Genomic DNA, 21,112 nt, shown 5'->3' with positions numbered 1-21,112 from the left:
CAGCCGCGGCCGCTTCCACTTGGCGCGCTGTATTGGATAGGAACCGCAAGTGCTCGGGTTCGCTTTTTGAGGCTGCGAAAACCCAGCTCATCCCGGGGCTCCGCCTGCAGTGCGATCTTTGGGGAGACGGGCAATCAAAAACTAATCTCCAGCTCGATACCGACGAAATATGCCGTGCTTGCATCGTTCGAAAAGGCCGCCCCCGGCGCGAACAAGCCAAAGACCGCCTCTGCATTGAAGTTCTCGATTTCGCGATAGCCGACAACGAGATCCAATGCGTTACCCAATGTCCGGTCCTGACCATCGGGATCGGCATCGATCGAAACATCGCGAAGTTCGTCTGATGCCTGATGTTGCCGATAGTGGTGATAAATGAGGTCGATTGAGCTTCGCTTGGTTGGGCGAATACCCAGGCCGGCGGTCAGGACGAACAGGTTGCTGAGTTCCGGATCCAAAACCTCGCCATAGTACTTGACGCTTGTAACGCCGTTGAAGCGATCGTTGTTGTCCTGCAGGCCGGTCTGGCGGAAGTTCCGGTCCGTGTCGTCCGGGTCGTTGTCACCGCTGCCGAAAGCTGTACCAAGGGTCAGAGACGGCTCCCACGATGCGTCCAAGGTGTAGGTTGCGCCAATATCGAACCCGTATCCACTGACATCGGTGCCGTCTTCGCTGCCGCGCACGTGAGCGGCCTGCACCCAGTAGTCGATATCCGATGTCAGTTCGCCGCTCGAGCTCAGGCCTATGAAGATCAGGTCCTCATCGCTGCTGGTACGGTCGTCCCGGAAGAACAGGTAAGGGCTGAGCTCGGAGTCATCTCCGAGAGCGTAGCGCCCAAAAAGAAAGTAGTTGTTGATTTCGTCCGCGGATGTGTCGTTGAAGAGATCTTTGTCGACCAGTTCTTCGCGGCTGACAGACACCTCGAGACCAAAATCGGAATACCGCAAGAACAGCCGGACAGCATCCAGGTCCTCGTCATAGAGCCACTCACGCTCGTCCTTGAATTCCTGCCGGCCGAGCGTCATCGATACTCCCGGCAATATCTCCCGGAAGTTCAAGAAGGCTTCTTTAACCAGAAACTCCGTCTCTTGCGGCGCTCGCCCATCCGGCTCTTCTATCTGGAATTCCCTTTTTACTTCGAGGTTCAAGAATCCGCGGAACCAAGGATAGGGGTCATAGGAAAAAGCGACCTCAAGTTCCGGCGCCCAGGTCGCGAGATCGTCGTCCTCATCCCTGTCGAGGTCGTAATCCTGCTCATAATCGAAGCCGAGGGTGACCTTGCCGCCGAATGTCAGATCTTGCGTCAGCCGGTTCTTGGTGTCTGGCGGATCATCGAAATCGAACTGTACCGCGGCGCCGTTGGGACCCTCTGAGGGAATCTCAGCGAGCGGCTCGGACTCAGCGACCCGCTGTGCGGCGAGAAGCGCCGTGGCGCCAAAGAGGCACAACAGAAGCGCCCGGGTATGACCGGGCCGTATAGGGCGACGGCTTCCTGTGGCGGCCCAAAGCAGTCCTGGTTGGGCGGATAGACGAGGTAGCCTGCAGCCGGTGCGCGGCGGCGCGCCGCAAGAGCGCGGCAACATCACACGGCGCAAAGTTTCAACTCCTTTGGTTCGCTTTGTTCTGAATCGCCAAACCAAGCGGGGCAGCGGCAGCGGCATGCCGTGCCTGCGCGATCCAGGCTGGGACCAGCTCGCGCCAATCCGGGTGCTGATGGCGGAAAAACTCCGACGCGACCTGCATTGCGGCTACGGCATGGTTTATATCGAGCCGCAGCCGCCAATCCGCCGGTACCCGAGCGAAATACTCCTCGGTGAGGGCGCGCGCCGCCGTTTCGACATGTGCGGGCGCTGCGCCGAAGCGGGCGGGCATGGCTGCCAAGCGTGCCAGCAGCGTCGCTATGTCGAGTACCGGATCGGCGGCCCCGAAGGTGTTGAGATCTATGAATACGACGCGTTCACCGTCGAGGAAGACATGGTCGGGCTTGAGGTCGAGATGGGTTGGGCCAAGCGCCGTACGCGCCAGTGCCGCTTCCGCAGCGCAGACGATTGCCTGCGCCTCGTCGGCCAGCATCGGGCAGGCCCAGCCAACGTACTCGGCGGCCACCAGCGCTCTGGCGATCACCGCATTGGTGGCGGCCGGCGGCGTTACGGTCCATTGATGGAGCGCGGCCAGGCCGCGCGCGGTTCGGCGCGCCGAGCCTTCCACGTCGATCCCGTTGAGGACAGCCTGTTCGAAGGAGTCGCCGGGCGCCTCCTCGACGATGAGGGCGGACAAACTGTCAATGTATGCGAGAGGTCTGGTGACCGTGAACGGCTGGTTCGTCGCTTGAGCCTGCGAATGCAGCGTCTCAAGCAAGCGGGCCTCGCGTTCACCCTCGCCATTGCGACTGACCTTGACATAAGGCGTCTTTGTCTTGCGCTCGCCAGTTTTGCGCTCTGTAGCCTCGATGGAGAAGCGCAGAACGGCGCCAGACAAGGCCCGATACCGCACCGGCTGGATGCTGCGCACGGCTGTTTCCCAATCACCGGGACCCAGCGCCCTGGCGAGTTCGGGTTCGAGGTCCGCCGCCGCACCCGAAACGATATGGGGTAAGCCCGGCAAGCGCCGGTCGCAGGGGAAGGTCTGCACAAGCATATGCGGCGCCGGCAGATAAAAGGCCGGGCCGAACGCGTGCCAGCCATCGGATATCGGTTCTCCCTCGCAAGCGGCGAGAAGCTTTTTCAGGCGGCGGCGTGGGCGCTCATCCGGATAGATAATGCCGGTCAGCCAGACCGCCGTGCGCTGCCCGGATTTCGCTGAGCGTAAGTCGAGTTCGTAGTGCACGAAACAGTGTTCAGCCGGTCGGTAGCGGATGCGCAAGAGGCGGCATCCGTCGATCTTGTATGCGGTCCCGTTCCTCTGCAGCAGCTCGGCAGCGAATATCGCCTGCATCGTCGATGGGTCGACAGCCAGAGACATGCCGGGCATCGTGGCATCGTGGGGAAAGGCCGATTTGGTCATGTGGCTTCACGCGGGGCTGGCGGGCAAAACCGCGCCAAGGCCTTGGCGATGGTGTGGACCAGGGTCTCTTCGTCTTTGATAATCATGACCTGGGTCATAACCAGCCTTCCGATTGAAGAATTGCCGGCAAGCCTAAGCACGACGCGCAGGGCCGATAAGTCCTCGAAGGAACCCTTTTGGGGCATTTCACCCAGTCGGGCCCGGGTGACCGGATTTCATTAAAAATTCACTTTTCTGTCACTTGTCGTTAATCGCCCAGTCAAGCCCTCCCCGGGCTGATCGGCGATGGTATCGGAGACGGAGGTGTTGCCGCCGGCACGCGCCACTTCAGACGGTGGAGCCCAGCGAGTGCGGCAAAACGCGGAGGCCGATTGGGATGTATCAAGCGAATGGAGAAGACCGGCCCTTGCCTGCGGTTGGCCGATGGCAACGTCAATCCAGGCAACCTGGATTTGCCTTTGTGGCACGAAACCCAAGGCGGCAGGGCTCATCGCATCACATACGGCTTGTGCGGCGTTTTGCGATCCTCAGCTTTCTTGTAATTGTCGCTACGACGGCCACGCTCGGGTTTTTTTTATCAAGCTATCTCACCCGGCAGATGCCATTTCAGGACGCCGTCGAGGCGACGGAGTCGCTTAACGCGCTGGTTCGTGCCGAGGGTGCCGAACGTGGTTTTCACGAAGATTCCCAAGGCGCTGATACACCTGAAATGGCGGTGATCCTACGGTATCTCCAACATCTTCCGGACGTCTATCTGGCGACCATCTATCGCGCGGACGGTTCCATGATCTGGTCTACCGATGGAACGCTCAACAGCGCGGGTGTCCAGGAAAACGACCAACTGGCCGGAGCGCTGAGCGGTACGTTGAATCCGGAAATTCGGCCTCTGCCGCAGGCAGATCGCCACGGCCTCTCGGCCATTCCCCCCAGCGCAACATCGTTCGTGACGTTTGCAATTCCGATCTGGTCCAGTGACGATACCAGTATCGTTGGCGCCGTCGAGATCCGGAAAGTTCCAGAGACCCTGCTCGGGTCGATAGGCCGGGTGACCCACCTGGCCTGGGCCAGCGAGGCCGTGGCGGGGGCAGTGCTGTTCTGCGGCCTTCTGCTTGTAGTCATCTACACCACCCGGGTACTGCAGCGTCACGAGGCAAGATTGATTGAGAGGGAGAGGCTGGCCGTCGTGGGTGAAATGGCGTCTTCCGTCGCCCACGGCCTGCGTAATCCGTTGGCTGCGATCCGATCCTGTGCCGAACTGGTCCTTGACGACGACCTGCCCGCCAGCGCACGCGGCCCGGTCTCAGACATTGTCGAGCAGTCCGAGAGGCTGGAAAGTTGGATACGCTCCTTCCTGACACGCGCTCTCGAGGATCCGGTGGGGGGTGTCGGCAACACCGATGTGGATCAGGTCATCGGAAAATGCCTTGAGAACTTCCTATCTCAGATGCGAGACCGCGGCATCGTTGCGGAGTTCGCCTACCGGGGCCGTAGTCCCTGCGTCGTTGCCCAGTCGAGCGAGGTGGAACAGGTTTTGAACTCCATCCTGTCCAACAGCATCGAGGCGATGCAGGCCGGCGGAAAGATCAAGATCTCGCGGGATATCCAGTCTGACGGTCAGGTCTGCATCCTCATCGAAGACAATGGCCCCGGCATCCCAGGGGAGATGGTCCGGCGGCTCTTCAGCCCGTTCGAAAGCGGAAAATCGACCGGCCTCGGCATTGGCCTTGTCCTTGCACGGGGGATTGTGGAGCGGCTTGGTGGATCGCTCGAGCTGCGTAACCGGAAAAGGCGAGGCGTGGAGGTTATGTGCACGATCCCAACCTGCGACACCTTGTCATGACACAGCTGCTGGTCATCGATGACGATGAGGTCCTCGGACGGTCTATTGCGAGCTATCTGGAAAGGCGCGGGTTTTCCTGCCACCGCGCGATTGATGCTCGTTTCGGACTCGCGCTTTTCCAGCGAGAGCGGCCGACGCTCACCATTGTTGATTACAGGCTCGGGCGTGAGTGCGGTTTGGAGGTTCTATGCCGGATTCGGGAAGAAAACCCGGAAGCGCAGGTCGTGGTAATGTCTGGTCATGGGGACATCGCGGTCGCAGTTGAGGCCATGAAACGCGGCGCACGGGATTTTCTGACCAAGCCGGCGCCGCTGGCCACCATCGCCATGATGGCAGCAGAACTGGTGGGCAACCAATGCAGTGTCACGGAGCCTTCAAAAGGGATTGGGCGGATCATCGGCAGGTCCGACGCTGCGATCGATCTTAGGCAGTCGATTAAGAGACTTGCCGCTGCATCCGGTATCGAGAAACCACCGAGTGTTCTGATTTCCGGAGAGCAGGGCTTGGCAAAGGCCAAGGTTGCCGCCGCCCTGCACGAGGAAAGCCCGCGCCGCAAAGCGCCGTTCGTCGTGTCCGACTGTGCTGCTTCGTTTTCGAGTGCCACGGAAGACGGGTCGGCATGCAGTCCGTGGAGCCCAATGCTGGAAAAGGCGCGGGGTGGAACCTTGCTGCTGAAGAACATCGCTGCCCTTGATGGCGCGGCCCAGGCCGGGCTGCTTTATGCGCTTGAATCCGGGCTGGCCGACGATGTGTGGGTCCTTGCCACGTCGAGTGACGCTCTCAGCCCGCTGATCCGGTCGGGTGCGTTTAGCGCCGATCTGCTTTATCGCATTCAGACAGGCTGGGTCGACGTTCCGGCACTCCGCGAACGCAGCGAGGATATCCTGCCGATTGCCGCGGTGCTGACCCGCGAGGTCGCACGTAAACACGGATATCCCAAGCCGCGTTTCACCCCCAAGGCGCGGAAAAAACTTCTATCTTATCCCTGGCTGGGCAACATTATGGAACTTCGGAACTGCTTGCGGCGTGCCGTGCTCAAGGCGGGAGATCGCAGGATCGACGTTGGCGACATTCAATATCTGACCGGGGTGTCGGCGCTGAATCGGGCAAAGCCCGACCTCGATCTCCAGCAGATCGAATGCTCCGCCCTTCAATCAGCGCTTCAGTACACTGAGGGTAACGTTTCAAAAGCCGCAGATCTTCTGGGCATTACCCGCGATACGTTGCGCTACCGAATGTCGAAGTTCGGCCTGTCAAGAAATCACCGGTAAGCTCTTCAGCGCTGCCAGGACCTCGGGCTCTGCCCGGTCGTGGCGTAGCTTCAGTGCCCTGCGCGTCAGCGCAACATCGACATGACGTCGGAAAAGCGCGGCGTCGCAAGGTTTTCCCAACCTATTCCAGGCGTCCTGAACCCGTCCGGCCCAGAACTGAACCCCTTCCGCCAAATCCCGCCACCCTGTCTCGGGGTGCGTCGCCAGATGTGCCGCGAAATTACCCAGGTCCGCCTCGACCGGCCCCTGGGACATGTCTTCCAGGTCAATGATCCAGACACGGCCCCCGCAATCCCGGATCAACTGGCCGCAGTGGAAATCGCCATGAACAATACCGGCAGGGCCGGCGTCCACGCCTTGCAGCCGCGCAACACGGTCGATCAGCCAATGCGGCGCGTCCGGCTTCAGTCGTGCGGCAATCTTGGCAAAGGGGTCGAAGACCGGTAGATCCGGCATGTTGGCACGACGAACAACCTGCAATGGCGCTAACAGCTCCGACAACGCGACAGCGTCGATCAACGTTGTGCCGGAAGGACCGTCTATGACCGGAAAGGTCAAGACGTTTCGATCCGGGCAGTATTCGGGCTCTGGCGTGAGCGCTCCTGCCTCGGTGATCTGATGTGCGCGGCCAATCAGGCACCTGGCTTCCGCAGGGCCGTTGACGCGCTTGTAGAACCGCGCGCCGCCTCGCCAGGTCCGCTCTTTCATCGTGGGAGCGCTCATCCGATCTGCACACTCCTTGCCTCGGGCCTGAACCACGGACAGTGAACCACACAAGACATCACGCGGCTTCAAGCTTCTTCAACAACCTGCTCACTCTCCGCAACCAGCTTTCGCTCCCAGGCGAGGGCGGTCTTCACGATCAGGTCCAGATCGTTGCAGCGGGGCCGCCAAGCGAGCTGACGGCGGATCGCCGAAACGTCGGCGACGATCCTGGCCACGTCTCCGGGCCGCCGCTCTGCCTGACGGGTCTTCAGTTTCCGGCCGGAGACCCGCTCGACGGCTTCCAGGACCTGTTTCACCGAATAGCCGTGACCATAGCCGCAATTGAACAGGAACTGGCCGCCTTGGTTCTCGAGCGCCTGCAGGCAGGCAAGGTGGGCGTCCGCCAGATCCGTGACATGAATGTAATCGCGGATACAGGTGCCGTCCGGCGTGTCGTAGTCGGTGCCGAAGATCTTCATGGAGGGGCGCCGGCCACAGGCCGTCTCACAGGCGACTTTGATCAGGTGGGTCGCGCCGGGTGTGCTTTGGCCGCTGCGTCCCTTGGGGTCTGCACCGGCCACATTGAAGTAGCGAAGCACGGCCGTGTTCAGGCCGTGGGCCCGGGCGACGTCGCGGAGCATCCACTCGGTCATCAGCTTTGAGGTGCCGTAGGGACTGGCGGGCTGGGCCGGGGCCGTTTCCGAAACCGGTGCCCCATCGCCCTGGCCGTAGACCGCCGCCGTTGAGGAAAAGATGAAGCCGCTGACCGCCGCTTCGATGCAGGCTTGGATCAGGTTGCGGCTCTTGCCGGTGTTCTGAAGATAGTACTTCAGCGGGTCGACGACGGATTCCGGCACGACAATCGCTCCGGCGAAATGCATGACGTTGGTGACGGCATGCTGGCCAAGAATCTGTGAAAGCAGAGCGCGGTCGCCGACATCTCCTTTGACGAAGCGCGCGGCCTTCGGCACGGCGGCGCGCCGGCCTGTCGAGAGGTCGTCGAGCACGACGACCGGGTATCCGGCTTCCAGAAGCGTCAGAACCACGTGGCTGCCGATGTAGCCGGCGCCTCCCGTCACCAATATCGCACCAACCATGACTACCGCCCTTCTGTTGCTAGTGTGAACTGCGGGATACCGGCAGTCCGGGATTCCCTCCGTGTTGCGCGGAACCCGGCATCTTTGGCCGGAGACGCCAGCTCTTTGGTCATAGCAGTGCGAGAATCCGCCGAGCGGCTTCTGCGCCGCCGGACGGGCCGAGATCCACCGGCGGCCGCCGCACCGGCACTTCGATCTGCTGTCTCAACCATTCGAGCGCGGCTTCCGGCACCGCCGGGTCCAGGAAACAGCCCACACGCGGCCCCCAGGCCTTCGCCCGTTCCACCTGGTCGTCGATTGACCGCGCCATAGGAACCAGCATCGTTGGGGTTTCCGTCATCGCCAGTTCCAGCACGGAGTTGTATCCGGCGGTGCTTACGACGATGTCCGCCGCGGCAAAGCAGTCATTGAGAGCTGTGCCGGGGTCGAACACTCTGTCCGCCCCGCATAAGCGGGCTTGAGTAGGTGCGCGCGTGGCAAGTGCCTGCTCCACCGTGAACGGACAAGCTGTGCCGGTTCGCAGCGAAGCAATGATAGTGTCGAGTTGCCCGCGCAGCACGGCCGCCTCATCCGCCTTGCCACCACCACCTGTGGCGATCAGCAACCTGGGCACAGCACCCGCCCGTCGAGGGACGGCGGCGGGCCGGCGATAGATCCATCCCACCGTCGCAACATTTCGGGCAAAGCCCTGTCCCAGCTTCGGCATCCAGTGGTCCTCAGGGTTCGGGACGATGACCAGGTCCCAAGGTCGTTCACCGGGAAGCCGAAACGCCTCGACCCGATCCTCCGGCATCTCGCGCAGGATCAAAACCAAGGGCTCGTCCCGGCTGTTAAGGCGCGGGACAATTGCTGTATCGACAACGATCGCGGTGACGCTTTCTCCTGCAAGCCGCCCGGTCATATTGGGTCGCTCGGCGACCGTCATATGGCTGTAGATCTTCCCACACGCCTCATCCAGACCCGGCGGCAAGCTTGCGTTTGTCAAAAGACCGATAGCCGGACACGCGTCACTCTCCGCTATATGACCCGCAATGTTGGAGATGCGGCGCAGGTGTCCCAACCCGCTCTTTGAGGTCGCAAGGAACCAGATCGTCCTAGGCTTCGGCATGATCGGAGACGGCTGCTGCAGCATTCACCTTGACGATCGCGACGACGTGGATCTCGTTCAGGACGGCTGGAGCGATCCGGTCACCGCGAACAGTGTCGATCCCCATGTTTTTCAACACTGTGGCGATGTTGCCGGCGGGAATTCCCTGATCTTCGACAATCGTGATTTCGGCCATGTTCAGCCTCCGGATGGTATGTTCTCCGGTAATCCTAGGTACGACACGCAGAGCTGATAAGGTCCCTACCGAACCCGTTTTGGGGCATTTCACCCAGTCGCAGCCCGTTCGCCCCGTCCGTGCTTTCAGCCAACCTTATCCGATATTGTCATCAACACCTTCGGTTGCAACGTCGATGGATCGCCTCCGGCGATTCCATCCGACCGGGATCTGCTCTAGACATCGAACTTGATACCCTGGGCAAGAGGCAGCTCGGCCGAATAGTTCACCGTCGAGGTCTGGCGGCGCATGTAGCCCTTCCAGGCGTCCGACCCGGATTCCCGGCCGCCGCCTGTTTCCTTCTCTCCGCCGAAAGCGCCGCCAATTTCGGCACCGGACGGGCCAATATTGACATTGGCGATGCCGCAATCCGAACCTACAGACGACAGGAAGGTTTCCGCCTCGCGCACGTTCAGCGTGAAAATGCAGGATGCCAGGCCCTGCGGCACTTCGTTCTGTATCTCAATTGCATCGTCCAGCCCCACGTATTCCAGCACATACAGGATCGGCGCGAAGGTTTCCTTCTTCACGATGTCGGTCTGGCCGGGCATTTCGACCAAAGCGGGCGCAACATAGGCCCCGCCCGGAACTGCTTCGGTTACCGGGCCCCCGCCATGCACAGTGCCGCCTTCGGCCTTGGCAACTTCAAGCGATGTCTGCATCGCATCCAATGCGCCCTGATCGATCAGCGGCCCGATCAGGGTGCCTTTCGAACGGGGGTCACCGATGGGCAAGGTGGCATAGGTTTTGATCAGCTTCTCGACAAGCTCCGCCTTGATCGACTTGTGGACTATCAGGCGGCGCAGTGTGGTGCAGCGCTGACCGGCCGTGCCCACTGCCGAAAATACGATGGCGCGCACGGCCATATCGAGATCCGCCGAGGGGGCGACGATCATCGCATTGTTTCCACCAAGCTCCAGGATCGGCCGCCCCCAACGGGCCGCCACCTTCGGACCGACAACACCACCCATGCGGGTCGAACCGGTTGCCGAGATGACCGGAACGCCCTTGGACGCCACAAGCGCTTCGCCAACTTCAGCACCACCGATCACCAGCTGCAACAGCCCCTCGGGCGCATCATCGCCAAACCTTGCCGCCGCCTTTTCAAAAATCTTCTTGCAGGCCAGGGCGGTCAGCGGAGTCTTTTCCGAGGGTTTCCAGATCACCGGGTCGCCGCAGACAAGTGCCAGCGCCGTGTTCCAGCTCCAGACTGCGACCGGGAAGTTAAAGGCCGAAATCACGCCAACCGGCCCGATCGGATGCCAGGTTTCAGTCATGCGATGGCCAGGGCGTTCCGAGGCGATGGTCAGACCATAAAGCTGCCGCGACAGACCGACGGCGAAGTCGCAGATGTCGATCATCTCTTGCACTTCACCAAGACCTTCTGCGGTGATCTTGCCCGTTTCCAGGGTCACCAGGGCCCCGAGTTCGTCCTTCGCCGCGCGCAACTCTTCCCCCAGGAGACGTACCAGTTCCCCACGTCGCGGTGCGGGCACTCTGCGCCAGATTTGGAACGCTTCCTGGGAAGTTGCGATGATGGCAGGCATGTCGAACGGATCCGTTTGCTTGAGGCGCGCGACCTCCGCGCCGTCGATGGGCGAATGCACGGCAAGTGTGCCACCGGAGAGTTCGGCTTCGGTCAGGCCAGCTTTGGCGAGGGTTTCAGAATGGGTCATTGAGCGTCTCCTTGAGTTACGCGCGCGCGCTGATCGTCCATTCCCATGGAGATCAGCAATGGATCCTCTGTCTGAACCGCCTGAAAGCTGTTCCTGTCCCGCAGCCCGCGCCAATCGGTGAGGATCAGGGACTGTGCAACGGCGCCGCCCAATGTGGTGCCCGGGCCGGTTATGATGAAAAGATCAGGGGCGAATTCTCGAGCTGTCACAGCAATCGCCCGCGTGAAATCGAATGTCTCGGTGACCTGCGTCCCCAGCGTGTACTCCCAGAGCGCCCGCGGATCCGTCGCACCGGGCCACCAGATTGCCCCGCGTCCGTCGATCATCGGGATCTCGGGCTGGCCAAAGAGCTCTGCCTTCAGCTGCGCGCGCCCTTTTTCAGCGACCGGCGCCTGGAACCCAGTATGGAAGGCCGCATGATTGCCGAGCCGCATCGGGAAGCGGCCTTGCAGAGGATCGACCGAGGTTTCAAAGGCCGTTAGGCCGACCTCGTTGCCGGCCAGTACCAGCATTCCGCCAAGATCGATTGAAAGCGCCAGTGCATGTTCGCGCCGCCGATTTATCTCTTCGATCAGGGAGAGAAGAGCGTCTCGCCGGGTCGGTTGCGGCACCCAGTCCGTGTCCACCCAGGGATAGATGAGTTGCCCACCGATCAGCGCTTGCTGCATCAGTGTGCCCATGGTGTTGGCCACGCGAAACCCGTTCTCCGGCGACAATGCCCCGCCGCAGGTCAGTGCCGAATACCAGCCCATGGAGTTCCCGGTGACGGCCACGATATCGATGCCCGCACGGTTGATAGACCGGAAGTCGCCCAGCGTCGCAGCAAAGATGAGTCCTGAAGCATTGTCGCCCCGGCTGTGTTTCGACAACGAGAAATTCACGGCGCCGTCCAACGCGCTCAGCGTGTCCTGTCCCAAGGCTTCGCGCTCTGCGTCAAAGACCTTCAGGAGGGCGGGGTCGGGGAAATGCCTCGCCAGATAACCCAACTCGGTCGCGTTGTAGGTGCCGCGCCCCGGGCAGATGACAACGGCAGTGCGCGTCATTTCGGCTGTCCAACAAGCGTCTGAGCGGCCGCGGCTATGCTGTCTTTTGACGGCATCGTCGCTGCATAGGCCGGCCCGGTGGCTATGAAGCTGTCCTCGGCCGTGAGCCGCGCGAGCCTTGCCGACTCGGTCTCGTGGAAATGTGCCATCAGCGCCTCGGCTACGCCGCCGGAATGGCGCGTCTCGTCGACAATCAGGATGTTTCGGCAGCCTTCCACGGCTCTGTTGAGCGCCTCTTTCGGTAGGGGCGAGAGCCAGCGCATATCGACAATTCGCGACGTGATCCCGGCTTTCTCAATCCGGGGCAGTGCCTGGTTCGACAGGTAGACCCCGTTGCCGAAGGTGACGATGGCCAGATCCGTTCCATCGCCGTTCACGCCGACCTCGCCCAAGGTAATTTTCTCGGAGGGATCGGGATAGTGGCGCATCCACGCGCCATCCTTGGCCGCATGCAGGTCGCGCATTGGATAGAGCGCGATGGGTTCAAGAAACGCCACCACCCGTTGTTCTTCGCGCGCCAGCCGCACGCATTCCCGAATCATACCAGCTGCATCCGCCCCGTTCGACGGCACGGCAAGGATCACCCCGGGGATATCACGCAGCACGGCAACCGAGTTGTCGTTGTGGAAGTGCCCGCCAAAGCCCTTCTGATAGCCCAGTCCGGCGATCCGCAGAACCATCGGGTTGGTGTATTGCCCCTTGGAGAAAAAAGACAACGTCGCCGCCTCGCCCCGGATCTGATCCTCGGCATTGTGCAGATAGGCCAGGAACTGGATTTCCGGTATCGGAACGAAGCCGTTATGCGCCATGCCGATTGCCAGCCCCAGGATCGATTGCTCATCAAGCAGCGTGTCGATCATCCGGTCCGGGCCAAACCGCTTCTGCAGCTTTTGCGTCACGCCATAGACACCGCCCTTGCGGCCCACATCCTCGCCCATCATGACGACCTCGGGATGGGTCAGCATCAGATCGGTTAGCGCCCAGTTGATCAGCCGCGACATGATCTGCGGCTCTTCCATCGCCTTCAGATCGGCACCAAAGGCTGCTGCGCGCTGCTCTGGCGTAGGCCCATTGCTGGGTTTGCAGGCGCGGGCAGGTGGTATCAGACTGTCCATCACCTCCCGTGCAGATGCCAGGTGTGGACGTGTCACGGCTTCCCGGGCGACGCGCTCGACCCTTGCATTGGTCTCATCGTAGATGCGGAGCGCCTCGTCCGGCAAAAGAGCGTCGGCCTCTGACAGCAGTCGCACGGAATGCAGTAACGGATCACTGGCCTCATCCGCCTCGACCTCGGTGACCGGCAGATAGGTGGTTGGCACATCGGCCCCCGCATGCCCATACAGTCGCACGGTGCGGACATGCAGAAACGCAGGCTTTTTGCGACGACGGACATAGTCTGCCGCCTTCAGGGCGGTGGCATAGGTGTCGTAGATGTCGAGCCCGTCGCAGGCGAAATACTCTAAGCCCGGACGGTTTGCGAATGCCGCCGCAATCCAGCCCTTCGGCGTCTTGGTCGAAATCCCGATGCCGTTGTCCTCGCAACAAAGGAGTAAGGGCAGCGGCACCGATTGAAACGACGTCCACTGTGCCGTGTTGAACGCCCCCTGCGCCGTGGAATGGTTGGCCGAGGCGTCGCCGAAGCTGCAAAAGACGATGGAGTCTTTTGGCAGACCGGCATGTTCGGGCCGCTGTCGCCGCGCCGCCGGAATGGCATAGGCCGCCCCAACCGCCTTGGGCAGGTGGCTGGCGATGGTCGAGGTCTGCGGCGGGATCGTCAGTGCCTTTGAGCCGAGCACCTTGTGCCGCCCGCCCGAGATCGGGTCTTCCAGGGAACAGGCAAAGGACAGCAGCATCTCCCACGTTATCGATTGGCCAGGGACCTGTCCCGCGCGCTGAATTTGGAACGCCGCATCGCGATAGTGCAGGAAAGCCATGTCGGTGGGTCGTAAGGCGGCGGCGATGGCCGCCATTCCCTCATGGCCTGACGAGCCGATCGTGTAAAACCCCTGTCCGGCTGCCTGCATGGCGCGGCCTTTGCGATCGAGCGCGCGCGATAGGCAGCCCGACCGGTAGATCGAAACCGCCAGTTCACGACCGAGCGGTCCCTGCGGAGATGCCCCGTTTGGCAAATCACCCTCAGTGACTCGCTTCAGGAAGTTTTCATGAACGATGACAGACCGGTCCATATCGCGGCAACTCTCAATAAAAAGCCTGCAGGCCGGTCTGCGCCCGGCCCAGGATCAAGGCGTGAATGTCATGGGTGCCCTCATAGGTGTTCACCGTCTCCAGATTGATCATGTGCCGCATCACCTGGAATTCACCTGAAATGCCGTTGCCTCCGTGCATGTCGCGGGCGTGCCGCGCGATGTCGAGCGCCTTGCCGCAATTGTTGCGCTTGATGAGCGAAATTATTTCAGGTGCGGCGCTGCCTTCATCGAAGAGCCGCCCAACCCTGAACGCCGCCTGCAGGCCCAGGGCGATCTCTGTCTGCATATCGGCAAGCTTCTTCTGATACAGCTGTGTCCCGGCGATCGGTTTTCTGAACTGGGTCCGGTCGAGCCCATATTGCAACGCACGCTGCCAGCAATCCTCGGCGGCCCCCATGACGCCCCAGGCAATGCCGAAGCGGGCGCGGTCGAGGCAGCCAAGCGGGCCTTTGAGTCCTTGCACATTCGGCAACAGGGCGTCTTCACCGACCTCGACCCCGTCCATCACGATCTCGCCGGTCACCGAAGCGCGGAGTGAGAGTTTGCCTCCGATCTTCGGTGCCGACAACCCAGCCATGCCCTTCTCCAGGACGAAGCCGCGAATTTTGCCATCGTGGGCGTCGGATTTGGCCCAAACCACAAAGACATCGGCGATGGGGGAATTCGAGATCCACATCTTGGAACCTGTCAAACGGTAGCCATCACTGGTCTTCTCAGCCCGGGTTTTCATGCCCGCCGGGTCGCTGCCGGCGTCAGGTTCCGTCAAGCCGAAACAGCCAATCCATTCACCGCTGGCCAGTTTGGGCAGATATTTCCTCCGCTGTTCCTCGGTGCCATAGGCGTGGATCGGATACATTACCAGCGAAGACTGCACAGACATCATCGAGCGGTAGCCGGAGTCGATGCGCTCAACCTCGCGGGCCACGAGGCCGTAGGTGACATAGCCGGCGCCGAGCCCGCCGTATTCTTCGGGAATGGTCACGCCCAGAAAGCCCTGAGCGCCCATTTCGGTGAAGATCGCCGGGTCTGTTTTCCCGTCCTCATAGGCCTCTTCGACCCGCGGCGCCAACTTGTCGGCGCAATAGGCGCGGGCGCCCTCGGCGATCATGCGTTCTTCTTCGGTCAGCTGTTTGTCGAGAAGGAACGGGTCCATCGGGGTGAAAGCAGTCGTCGGCATGTTAGTTTCCTTTCAGTATCTCGGCGATGCGCGACAAGCCTGCATCCAGCTCGGCTTCGGAATAGGCAAAAGACAGGCGGACATGGCCGGGAAGCCCAAAGGCGCGACCGGGCACGATTGCCAGCCCAGCCCTGTCAAGCAGACCCGCGCAGAAATCCGCATCGTTCGCATAGCCGCCCCGTTGCATGGCGCCCGTTACGTCGGGGAACACGTAAAACGCGCCGTCGGGGGTCGGGCATCGGATCCCGGGGACGGCATTGAGGGCGGCGACGACCTTGTCCCGCCGTGCGTGCAGCGTTTCGCGGCGCGATTCAAGCAGGCTCTCGTCGCCTTGAAGGGCCGCAAGCGCGGCGGCCTGCGAGACAGAACATGCTCCAGACGTGACTTGCCCCTGTACCGCCCCCATGGCCCGGATCATCGCTGCCGGTCCGACGCCCCAACCAATCCGCCAGCCGGTCATCGAATAGGCCTTGGAGACGCCGTTCACGATCAGAATGCGCTCTGCGAGCTCCGGCGCGGCACTCTTGAAAGAGCTGAACGGAACGTAACTAAGGTGCTCGTAGATCTCATCCACAAGGATCAAAACATGTGGGTGCTTCGCCAGAACATCCGCCAAGGCCCGCTGTTCGCCGGCGGAGTAGATCGCCCCCGACGGGTTGGACGGCGAATTCAGCATGATCCACCGGGTTTTCGGCGTGATCGCGGCCCGCAGCGACGCCGGCGTGATTTTGAAGCTCTGCGCCATTGAACAGGGCACAACGACAGGCGTTCCGCCCGCCATGGCAACGATGTCGGAATAGCTGGTCCAATAAGGCGCAGGCACAATGACTTCGTCGCCTTCGTCGAGCGAGGCCAGCATCGCGTTCGCAAGAACCTGCTTAGCCCCGGTGGATACGATCACCTCGGCCCGCGTCACACCATTGCGTTGCGCGATGGCGTCACGCAGTTCGGGTGTTCCCGCCGTTGCCGGGTAACGTGTCTTGCCCGCCAAGGCCGCAGCATGAGCGGCCTGGATCACATGGGCGGGCGTCGGGAAATCCGGTTCCCCGGTCGAAAGTGCGATCACGTCTCGCCCCTCGGCCCTAAGCGCCGCCGCGTGCTCGGTCAACTGCACGATTTCAGATATTTCGAGAGACGCGATCCGTGAGGCTCGCCGAAACCCTGGAAGAACGTTCATCCAGTCAACTCACTCCATACCTTTGCCATTTTTGCGAAACTACCGGATTTTCTTCCAGCAAAATATCAATATAATCTCCCATTCCTTGGAGAAAAACTCACATGATTGCCCCCCGCCGCTTCCTGCCGTCAATCAATTCCCTTCTTGCACTTGAGGCTGTGGAACGACTTGGCACTGCTACCGCAGCTGCTGAAGAACTCTCGTTGACGCACTCAGCAGTAAGCAGGCAGCTGAAAGTCCTTGAGGAGCAGATCGGCGTCACGATGTTGATACGTGAAGGGAAGGGACTGCAGCTTACGCCAGCCGGCGTAACCTATGCTCAGTCCGTTCGTGAGTGCCTGCAGGACCTTGCCCGCGCCAGCTTGAAGATCAAAGCGAACGGGTCGCGTCGCAGCGTCAACCTTGCTGTCTTGCCGGCTTTTGCAATGTACTGGCTAAGCCCACGTTTACGCGCCTTCACGGGAAAACATCCGGACATTCTTGTGAACCAGGCCACGCGGATCGCGCCGTTTGATTTCAACCGCGAAAAGTTCGACGCAGCCGTTCACTATGGGACCGGGGACTGGATGGGAGTCAATTACCTTCCCTTGTCCAAGGAAAGAATGATCCCGGTATGCGCTCCGGACTTCGTCGACAGCACGCCGCTGTCTGCGGCAGAAATGACCAACTTGCCCTTGCTTCACCTGGAAAGCCGCCCCGGATCCTGGGAGTCCTGGTTTTCACGTCACGGTGTTCCGGCCGACAGGCTGGGCGGAATGTTGTTCGATCAATTCACCAACATGGCCGAAGCCGCAGCCGAGGGGATCGGAATTGCGCTGTTACCGGAGTTCCTCGCAGAATCGGAGGTTCGAAGGGGTAGGCTTGTGCCCGCCTATCCGGACTACATGGAGGTTGAAGGCACGTATTTTCTGGTCTGGCCCAAAGACAGAGAAAAAAGCGAAGCCTTGGCGCTGTTTCTGCAGTTTCTGCAGGCTGAGGTTTGACCTGGCCGCCGGGTGTCAGGTCATAGGGCCGGGTGGCCACCAATCCCGTCCGCCGTTCGGTGCAGGGCTATCGTGCGCCGGTGCATCACATCGGCATCGAGGAACGCCACGATGCCGCGGGCGTGCCGGCCACCTGTCGTCGTTCGTCTGTCCGCACACGCGAATGTGACCGGGTTGTCCCGGCGATGGCCAGGCCCTGTGGGGTAACCGCTGCTGATCAGCCCCACTCGTTCCAGGCCATCGCCCAGCCAATCGGCGAGGCCGCTGTTATCGGATTGGGCGATGCGTATCAGCGAATAACAGATTGGGGGATTCGCGGTCCGGCTCTGTGACAGGCCGGGCAGCCACTGGGAATCCGTCGCTTGGAACCCAGTCTCGCCGACCTTTCAGGCGTTTAGGCAATTCACCGGCCACCCATTGACTTTGTGCGGTGCGGTCGGCCGGCTCGGAAAAATAGCGGGACCCTGAGGCAAGATGTCCAACATATCCATTCAAAATCTTGAGAAGAAGTACGGAGACCACTCCGTTTTGAAGGGCATCTGCCTGGATATCGATGAGGGCGAATTCGTTACCCTGATTGGCCCGTCGGGATGCGGTAAATCCACGCTGCTGAAGATTATCGCCGGCCTTGAGGATGCAAGTGGCGGCGCGATACTGATCGGCGACAGGGACATGACATCTGTTCCACCGCAGAAGCGAAATCTGGCGATGGTGTTCCAGAATTACGCGCTCTACCCGCAGATGTCGGTGCGCAAGAATCTCTCATTTGGTCTGAAGATCTCCGGCATGAGCAAAGATGAGATCAATCGGCGGACCGAGGCCATCGCTAAAACCCTAGAGATCAGCGATTACCTCGATCGCAAGCCACGCCAGCTGTCCGGGGGGCAGAGACAACGGGTCGCGATGGGGCGCGCCATGGTGCGTGAGCCCGGCGCGTTTTTGTTGGATGAGCCGCTGTCCAATCTGGACGCAGCCCTGCGAAATGCCATGCGCAGCGAGATCAAAGCGCTGCACAAACGCTTGGGGCGCACGATGGTCTACGTTACCCATGATCAGATCGAGGCTATGACTATGGCCGACCGTATTGCGATCATGAGGGCGGGGGAAATCATACAGTTCGGCGCACCGGATGATCTTTATCTGCGCCCGGTCAACACCTTCGTTGCCAGCTTTTTTGGCACACCCAAGATCAATCTGTGGGATGGCGTGGTAGAGCAGGCAGATGGCGGGCGTATGGACGTAAGGATCGGCGCGAATGCCGTTGTTTCTTTGCCGGAGGTCAAGGGGCTCAAAAGCCGGTCGGTTACAGTAGGCGTTCGTCCCGAGGCCTTGAACTTTGCCACTACAGGTATTCCGGTCACGATCGATCTGGTCGAGCCCACGGGATCTCAAACCGAAGTTCTGGTCAGCTTCGGCGAGCAGGTTCGCGGTGCGCTACTGGTACAGGGACGCTACCAGCATGACGCTGGAAAGGCAGTGTTTGTCGACCGGGCGATTGATGACGTGCATCTTTTCGAAAGCGCGACCGGCGAGCGGATCAACTAGGTTTGCGATCCCGGTACTTGATGTTGCGGTCTTCTCGCCGGAATGGAGGAAGGCAACTCATCTGGATTCAAAACAGGGTTGAGTATTGCTGGATTTTGCCGCGCGCCCTCGATTTGTACCTGTATTCAGGCCTTGAAATGCCGCGTCGTGCTGACGGTGATCGGTGTCGTCTGCAAAATATCTAGGCTCAGGACTCATTAATCAGAGCCAGAAGATAACAGTGGCAGCGATGCAGATTGCCGAGAAGAAGGTGTGGGCGGAGCGATCATAGCGCGTGGCGATGCGTCGCCAGCCCTTTAGTCTGCCAAACATGATCTCGATACGACCGCGCGTTCTATAGACGTCCTTGTCGTAGTGAATATCTTCACGCCGGTTTAGCATTGGCGGAATGCAGGGCTTGATGCCCTTCGCCGCGAGCGCATTCCGGAACTCATCGCTGTCGTAACCTTTGTCGGCGATCAACATGCTGGCGCCAGGCAGATGGGGATAGAGCAGCTTCGCCCCTGTGTGGTCACTCATCTGGCCCTCTGAGAGCATCAGCATGATGGGCTTGCCCTCGCCATTGGTCACGGCATGAAGCTTGGAATTCAGGCCACCCTTAGTTCGCCCTATCCTGCGCGGAGAGCCCCCTTTTCTGCTAGACTTGCCGCCGTGCGATGCGCTTTGAGATGTGTAGCGTCGATCATCAGTTGCTCAGGCTGCATGCCTTCGCTGACCAAGCTCTCGAATATCCGGCGGAACATACCCATCCGTGACCAACGGACGAACCGATTGTAGAGGGTCTTGTGCGCTCCATAGACTTCGGGCGCGTCCCGCCATCTGAGGCCGTTGCGGATGACATGGATAATCCCGCTGATCACGCGTCGGTCGTCAACACGCGGCACACCGTGAGATCGCGGGAAGTAAGGTTTGATGCGTTCGAGTTGGGTTTCGCTGATCCAATAGTTATCTGGCATGAGCAGATTCTCTTGCTCACTTGAATCACGCGTTGCGCGGGTACGGAACCGATAAAGTGGTGAATGACTGAGATGCGGAACGAAGCAGACATCATGGGCAGCCGGCAGATGGTTCGATTCCACGGCGCTACAGGCAGTGGGTAAGTTGATCGATGTCATTGCGATGGCCGTTTGTTCATCTACCCTCACAAGATCCGGTTCTGTCGGAGACGTACAAAATGAGGATGTACAGCGTTCGGTTGCTGGTGCAGGATTTCGGCACCTGCTTCAGGTTCTACCGAGACATCATCGGACTGGCACCGGTTTGGGGAGATGAATCGGGACCCTATGCCGACTTTCGGGTTGGGGATGAGACGATGCTCGCCCTGTTCTCTCGAGATCTGATGTCAGAAGCCGTCGGCACGGCAGACCTTCCGTCCGCTGCACGTGAACAGGATTCCTTTGTGGTCGTTTTGCAGGTCGATGATGTGGATGCTGCCCACAAGCGCCTTGCAGAGAAAGGCGCCGATTTCGTGAACGCGCCAAAGGACTATCCCGGCTGGACAATCCGAGCCGTCCATCTACGCGATCCGGAAGGCAATCTCCTGGAAATGTTCTCCCCCCTCGGACGGGAGCATTGGACCGAGGAGGTAGAGCAGAAGGATCGGCGGACTGCCGCCCAAGACCGATCAGCGGCAAACCGCTGGGCGTCTCCGACCGGAATGCCGGCTGCCTCATCCGCACATTTCCAGCGGTACGTGCCAATACCCACAAAGGGCGCAGTGCGGTCGTGCCACCCTGCTGGATTAATGGGTCCTGAGCCTAGATCGTGGGGGTTACAGATTATCGCTGTTGCGGACCTACTGGACGGCCTAGATCGGATCATGTTTTGACGGAATCACTTTGTGGTTGCGCCAAAACATGTGAATCCGATCGCCATCAAACAGTTAGAGCAGATCCCGGTCGATGGATCGCCTCCGGCAATTCCATCCGACCGGGATCTGCTCTAGCAGGCTGCTGAAAAAGGGCTCGCCGAAGTCTTTTGGTCGTGATTCTCTATGGCGTTTGGTTTGCGATCATGGAGGGCGCGATGCGGGGCGAGGATCGGGAGAGCGGAGCACTATTTTCGTATGT

The 21,112-nt window shown here is 60.6% G+C and carries 17 protein-coding genes; 5 read left to right on the top strand and 12 right to left on the bottom strand.

What is annotated here, in order from left to right; genetic code table 11:
* Positions 1 to 134 precede the first annotated feature (134 nt).
* Positions 135 to 1,445 (bottom strand): alginate export family protein, encoded by a 1,311-nt coding sequence (locus tag HBA54_RS13820; protein WP_167225525.1) that lies wholly within the window; start codon positions 1,443 to 1,445, stop codon positions 135 to 137.
* A gap of 151 nt (positions 1,446 to 1,596) precedes the next feature.
* On the bottom strand, positions 1,597 to 3,000 hold the full coding sequence (locus tag HBA54_RS13815) for a phosphotransferase family protein (protein ID WP_167225523.1): 1,404 nt from the start codon (positions 2,998 to 3,000) through the stop codon (positions 1,597 to 1,599).
* 508 nt (positions 3,001 to 3,508) lie between these two features.
* Here HBA54_RS13815 and HBA54_RS29665 point away from each other — a divergent pair.
* Together HBA54_RS29665 and HBA54_RS13805 are read left to right on the top strand one after the other, a co-directional pair.
* Positions 3,509 to 4,840 carry a sensor histidine kinase gene (locus HBA54_RS29665; RefSeq protein WP_167225521.1) on the top strand — a complete coding sequence of 444 codons (1,332 nt, stop codon included), beginning with the start codon at positions 3,509 to 3,511 and terminating at the stop codon, positions 4,838 to 4,840.
* Positions 4,837 to 6,111 (top strand): sigma-54-dependent transcriptional regulator, encoded by a 1,275-nt coding sequence (locus tag HBA54_RS13805; RefSeq protein ID WP_167225519.1) that lies wholly within the window; start codon positions 4,837 to 4,839, stop codon positions 6,109 to 6,111. The genes HBA54_RS29665 and HBA54_RS13805 overlap by 4 nt, the downstream gene beginning before the upstream one ends.
* On the opposite strand, the gene HBA54_RS13800 is transcribed toward HBA54_RS13805, so the two are convergent.
* The 9 genes from HBA54_RS13800 to HBA54_RS13760 all read right to left on the bottom strand — a co-directional run bounded on the left by HBA54_RS13800 (position 6,094) and on the right by HBA54_RS13760 (position 16,452).
* Positions 6,094 to 6,834, bottom strand: coding sequence for a phosphotransferase family protein (locus HBA54_RS13800; protein ID WP_167225517.1), 741 nt, complete (start codon positions 6,832 to 6,834; stop codon positions 6,094 to 6,096). The two genes, HBA54_RS13805 and HBA54_RS13800, sit on opposite strands and share 18 nt — an antisense overlap.
* A 68-nt stretch (positions 6,835 to 6,902) precedes the next feature.
* Complete coding sequence (gene galE / locus HBA54_RS13795; protein ID WP_167225515.1) at positions 6,903 to 7,913, bottom strand: UDP-glucose 4-epimerase GalE; 1,011 nt, start codon at positions 7,911 to 7,913, stop codon at positions 6,903 to 6,905.
* A 109-nt stretch (positions 7,914 to 8,022) separates the two neighbouring features.
* Positions 8,023 to 8,838 carry a glycosyltransferase gene (locus HBA54_RS13790; RefSeq protein WP_167225513.1) on the bottom strand — a complete coding sequence of 272 codons (816 nt, stop codon included), beginning with the start codon at positions 8,836 to 8,838 and terminating at the stop codon, positions 8,023 to 8,025.
* A gap of 169 nt (positions 8,839 to 9,007) precedes the next feature.
* On the bottom strand, positions 9,008 to 9,196 hold the full coding sequence (locus HBA54_RS13785; protein ID WP_167225511.1) for a hypothetical protein: 189 nt from the start codon (positions 9,194 to 9,196) through the stop codon (positions 9,008 to 9,010).
* 215 nt (positions 9,197 to 9,411) lie between these two features.
* On the bottom strand, positions 9,412 to 10,911 hold the full coding sequence (gene amaB, locus HBA54_RS13780; protein ID WP_167225509.1) for an L-piperidine-6-carboxylate dehydrogenase: 1,500 nt from the start codon (positions 10,909 to 10,911) through the stop codon (positions 9,412 to 9,414).
* Positions 10,908 to 11,954, bottom strand: a complete 1,047-nt coding sequence (locus HBA54_RS13775) for an ACP S-malonyltransferase (RefSeq protein WP_167225507.1) — start codon at positions 11,952 to 11,954, stop codon at positions 10,908 to 10,910. Before HBA54_RS13775 ends, amaB begins: the two co-directional genes overlap by 4 nt.
* Positions 11,951 to 14,140: a thiamine pyrophosphate-dependent enzyme gene (locus HBA54_RS13770; RefSeq protein ID WP_167225505.1), complete on the bottom strand. Its 2,190-nt coding sequence runs from the start codon at positions 14,138 to 14,140 to the stop codon at positions 11,951 to 11,953. The genes HBA54_RS13775 and HBA54_RS13770 overlap by 4 nt, the downstream gene beginning before the upstream one ends.
* A gap of 13 nt (positions 14,141 to 14,153) precedes the next feature.
* Positions 14,154 to 15,338: an acyl-CoA dehydrogenase gene (locus HBA54_RS13765; RefSeq protein ID WP_167225503.1), complete on the bottom strand. Its 1,185-nt coding sequence runs from the start codon at positions 15,336 to 15,338 to the stop codon at positions 14,154 to 14,156.
* A gap of 1 nt (position 15,339) precedes the next feature.
* Complete coding sequence (locus HBA54_RS13760) at positions 15,340 to 16,452, bottom strand: pyridoxal phosphate-dependent aminotransferase (RefSeq protein ID WP_322096038.1); 1,113 nt, start codon at positions 16,450 to 16,452, stop codon at positions 15,340 to 15,342.
* Between the two features lie 164 nt (positions 16,453 to 16,616).
* Here HBA54_RS13760 and HBA54_RS13755 point away from each other — a divergent pair, with 164 nt between their 5' ends.
* Both HBA54_RS13755 and HBA54_RS13750 read left to right on the top strand, forming a co-directional pair.
* Positions 16,617 to 17,498: a LysR substrate-binding domain-containing protein gene (locus tag HBA54_RS13755; RefSeq protein ID WP_167225499.1), complete on the top strand. Its 882-nt coding sequence runs from the start codon at positions 16,617 to 16,619 to the stop codon at positions 17,496 to 17,498.
* Between the two features lie 474 nt (positions 17,499 to 17,972).
* On the top strand, positions 17,973 to 19,043 hold the full coding sequence (locus HBA54_RS13750) for an ABC transporter ATP-binding protein (protein WP_167225497.1): 1,071 nt from the start codon (positions 17,973 to 17,975) through the stop codon (positions 19,041 to 19,043).
* 201 nt (positions 19,044 to 19,244) lie between these two features.
* On the opposite strand, the gene HBA54_RS13745 is transcribed toward HBA54_RS13750, so the two are convergent.
* Positions 19,245 to 19,999, bottom strand: a protein-coding gene (locus HBA54_RS13745) for an IS5 family transposase (protein WP_167225903.1) whose coding sequence is annotated in 2 segments (ribosomal slippage) — positions 19,245 to 19,669 and positions 19,669 to 19,999 — 756 coding nt in all. Because the reading frame shifts where the segments join, the coding sequence is not laid out codon by codon here.
* A gap of 218 nt (positions 20,000 to 20,217) precedes the next feature.
* Between HBA54_RS13745 and HBA54_RS13740 the strand changes: the two genes are divergently transcribed.
* Positions 20,218 to 20,871 carry a VOC family protein gene (locus tag HBA54_RS13740; RefSeq protein ID WP_167225495.1) on the top strand — a complete coding sequence of 218 codons (654 nt, stop codon included), beginning with the start codon at positions 20,218 to 20,220 and terminating at the stop codon, positions 20,869 to 20,871.
* Positions 20,872 to 21,112: the final 241 nt, after the last annotated feature.

The sequence above is a fragment of the Pelagibius litoralis genome, assembly GCF_011683915.1.
In the GTDB taxonomy this organism is placed as follows: Bacteria; Pseudomonadota; Alphaproteobacteria; order Kiloniellales; family Kiloniellaceae; genus Pelagibius; species Pelagibius litoralis.
Note: the sequence above shows the minus strand (reverse complement) of the source record. Positions and strands in the feature narration are given on the sequence as shown.

Excerpts from the sequence above, each read along its gene's own strand:
- HBA54_RS13750 (WP_167225497.1), top strand. The coding sequence starts at position 17,973 with ATGTCCAACATATCCATTCAAAATCTTGAGAAGAAGTACGGAGACCAC.
- HBA54_RS13800 (WP_167225517.1), bottom strand. The coding sequence starts at position 6,834 with ATGAGCGCTCCCACGATGAAAGAGCGGACCTGGCGAGGCGGCGCGCGG.
- HBA54_RS13770 (WP_167225505.1), bottom strand. The coding sequence starts at position 14,140 with ATGGACCGGTCTGTCATCGTTCATGAAAACTTCCTGAAGCGAGTCACT.
- HBA54_RS13815 (WP_167225523.1), bottom strand. The coding sequence starts at position 3,000 with ATGACCAAATCGGCCTTTCCCCACGATGCCACGATGCCCGGCATGTCT.
- amaB (WP_167225509.1), bottom strand. The coding sequence starts at position 10,911 with ATGACCCATTCTGAAACCCTCGCCAAAGCTGGCCTGACCGAAGCCGAA.
- HBA54_RS13765 (WP_167225503.1), bottom strand. The coding sequence starts at position 15,338 with ATGCCGACGACTGCTTTCACCCCGATGGACCCGTTCCTTCTCGACAAA.
- HBA54_RS13740 (WP_167225495.1), top strand. The coding sequence starts at position 20,218 with ATGAGGATGTACAGCGTTCGGTTGCTGGTGCAGGATTTCGGCACCTGC.
- HBA54_RS13775 (WP_167225507.1), bottom strand. The coding sequence starts at position 11,954 with ATGACGCGCACTGCCGTTGTCATCTGCCCGGGGCGCGGCACCTACAAC.
- galE (WP_167225515.1), bottom strand. The coding sequence starts at position 7,913 with ATGGTTGGTGCGATATTGGTGACGGGAGGCGCCGGCTACATCGGCAGC.
- HBA54_RS13790 (WP_167225513.1), bottom strand. The coding sequence starts at position 8,838 with ATGACGGTCGCCGAGCGACCCAATATGACCGGGCGGCTTGCAGGAGAA.
- HBA54_RS13785 (WP_167225511.1), bottom strand. The coding sequence starts at position 9,196 with ATGGCCGAAATCACGATTGTCGAAGATCAGGGAATTCCCGCCGGCAAC.
- HBA54_RS13755 (WP_167225499.1), top strand. The coding sequence starts at position 16,617 with ATGATTGCCCCCCGCCGCTTCCTGCCGTCAATCAATTCCCTTCTTGCA.
- HBA54_RS13805 (WP_167225519.1), top strand. The coding sequence starts at position 4,837 with ATGACACAGCTGCTGGTCATCGATGACGATGAGGTCCTCGGACGGTCT.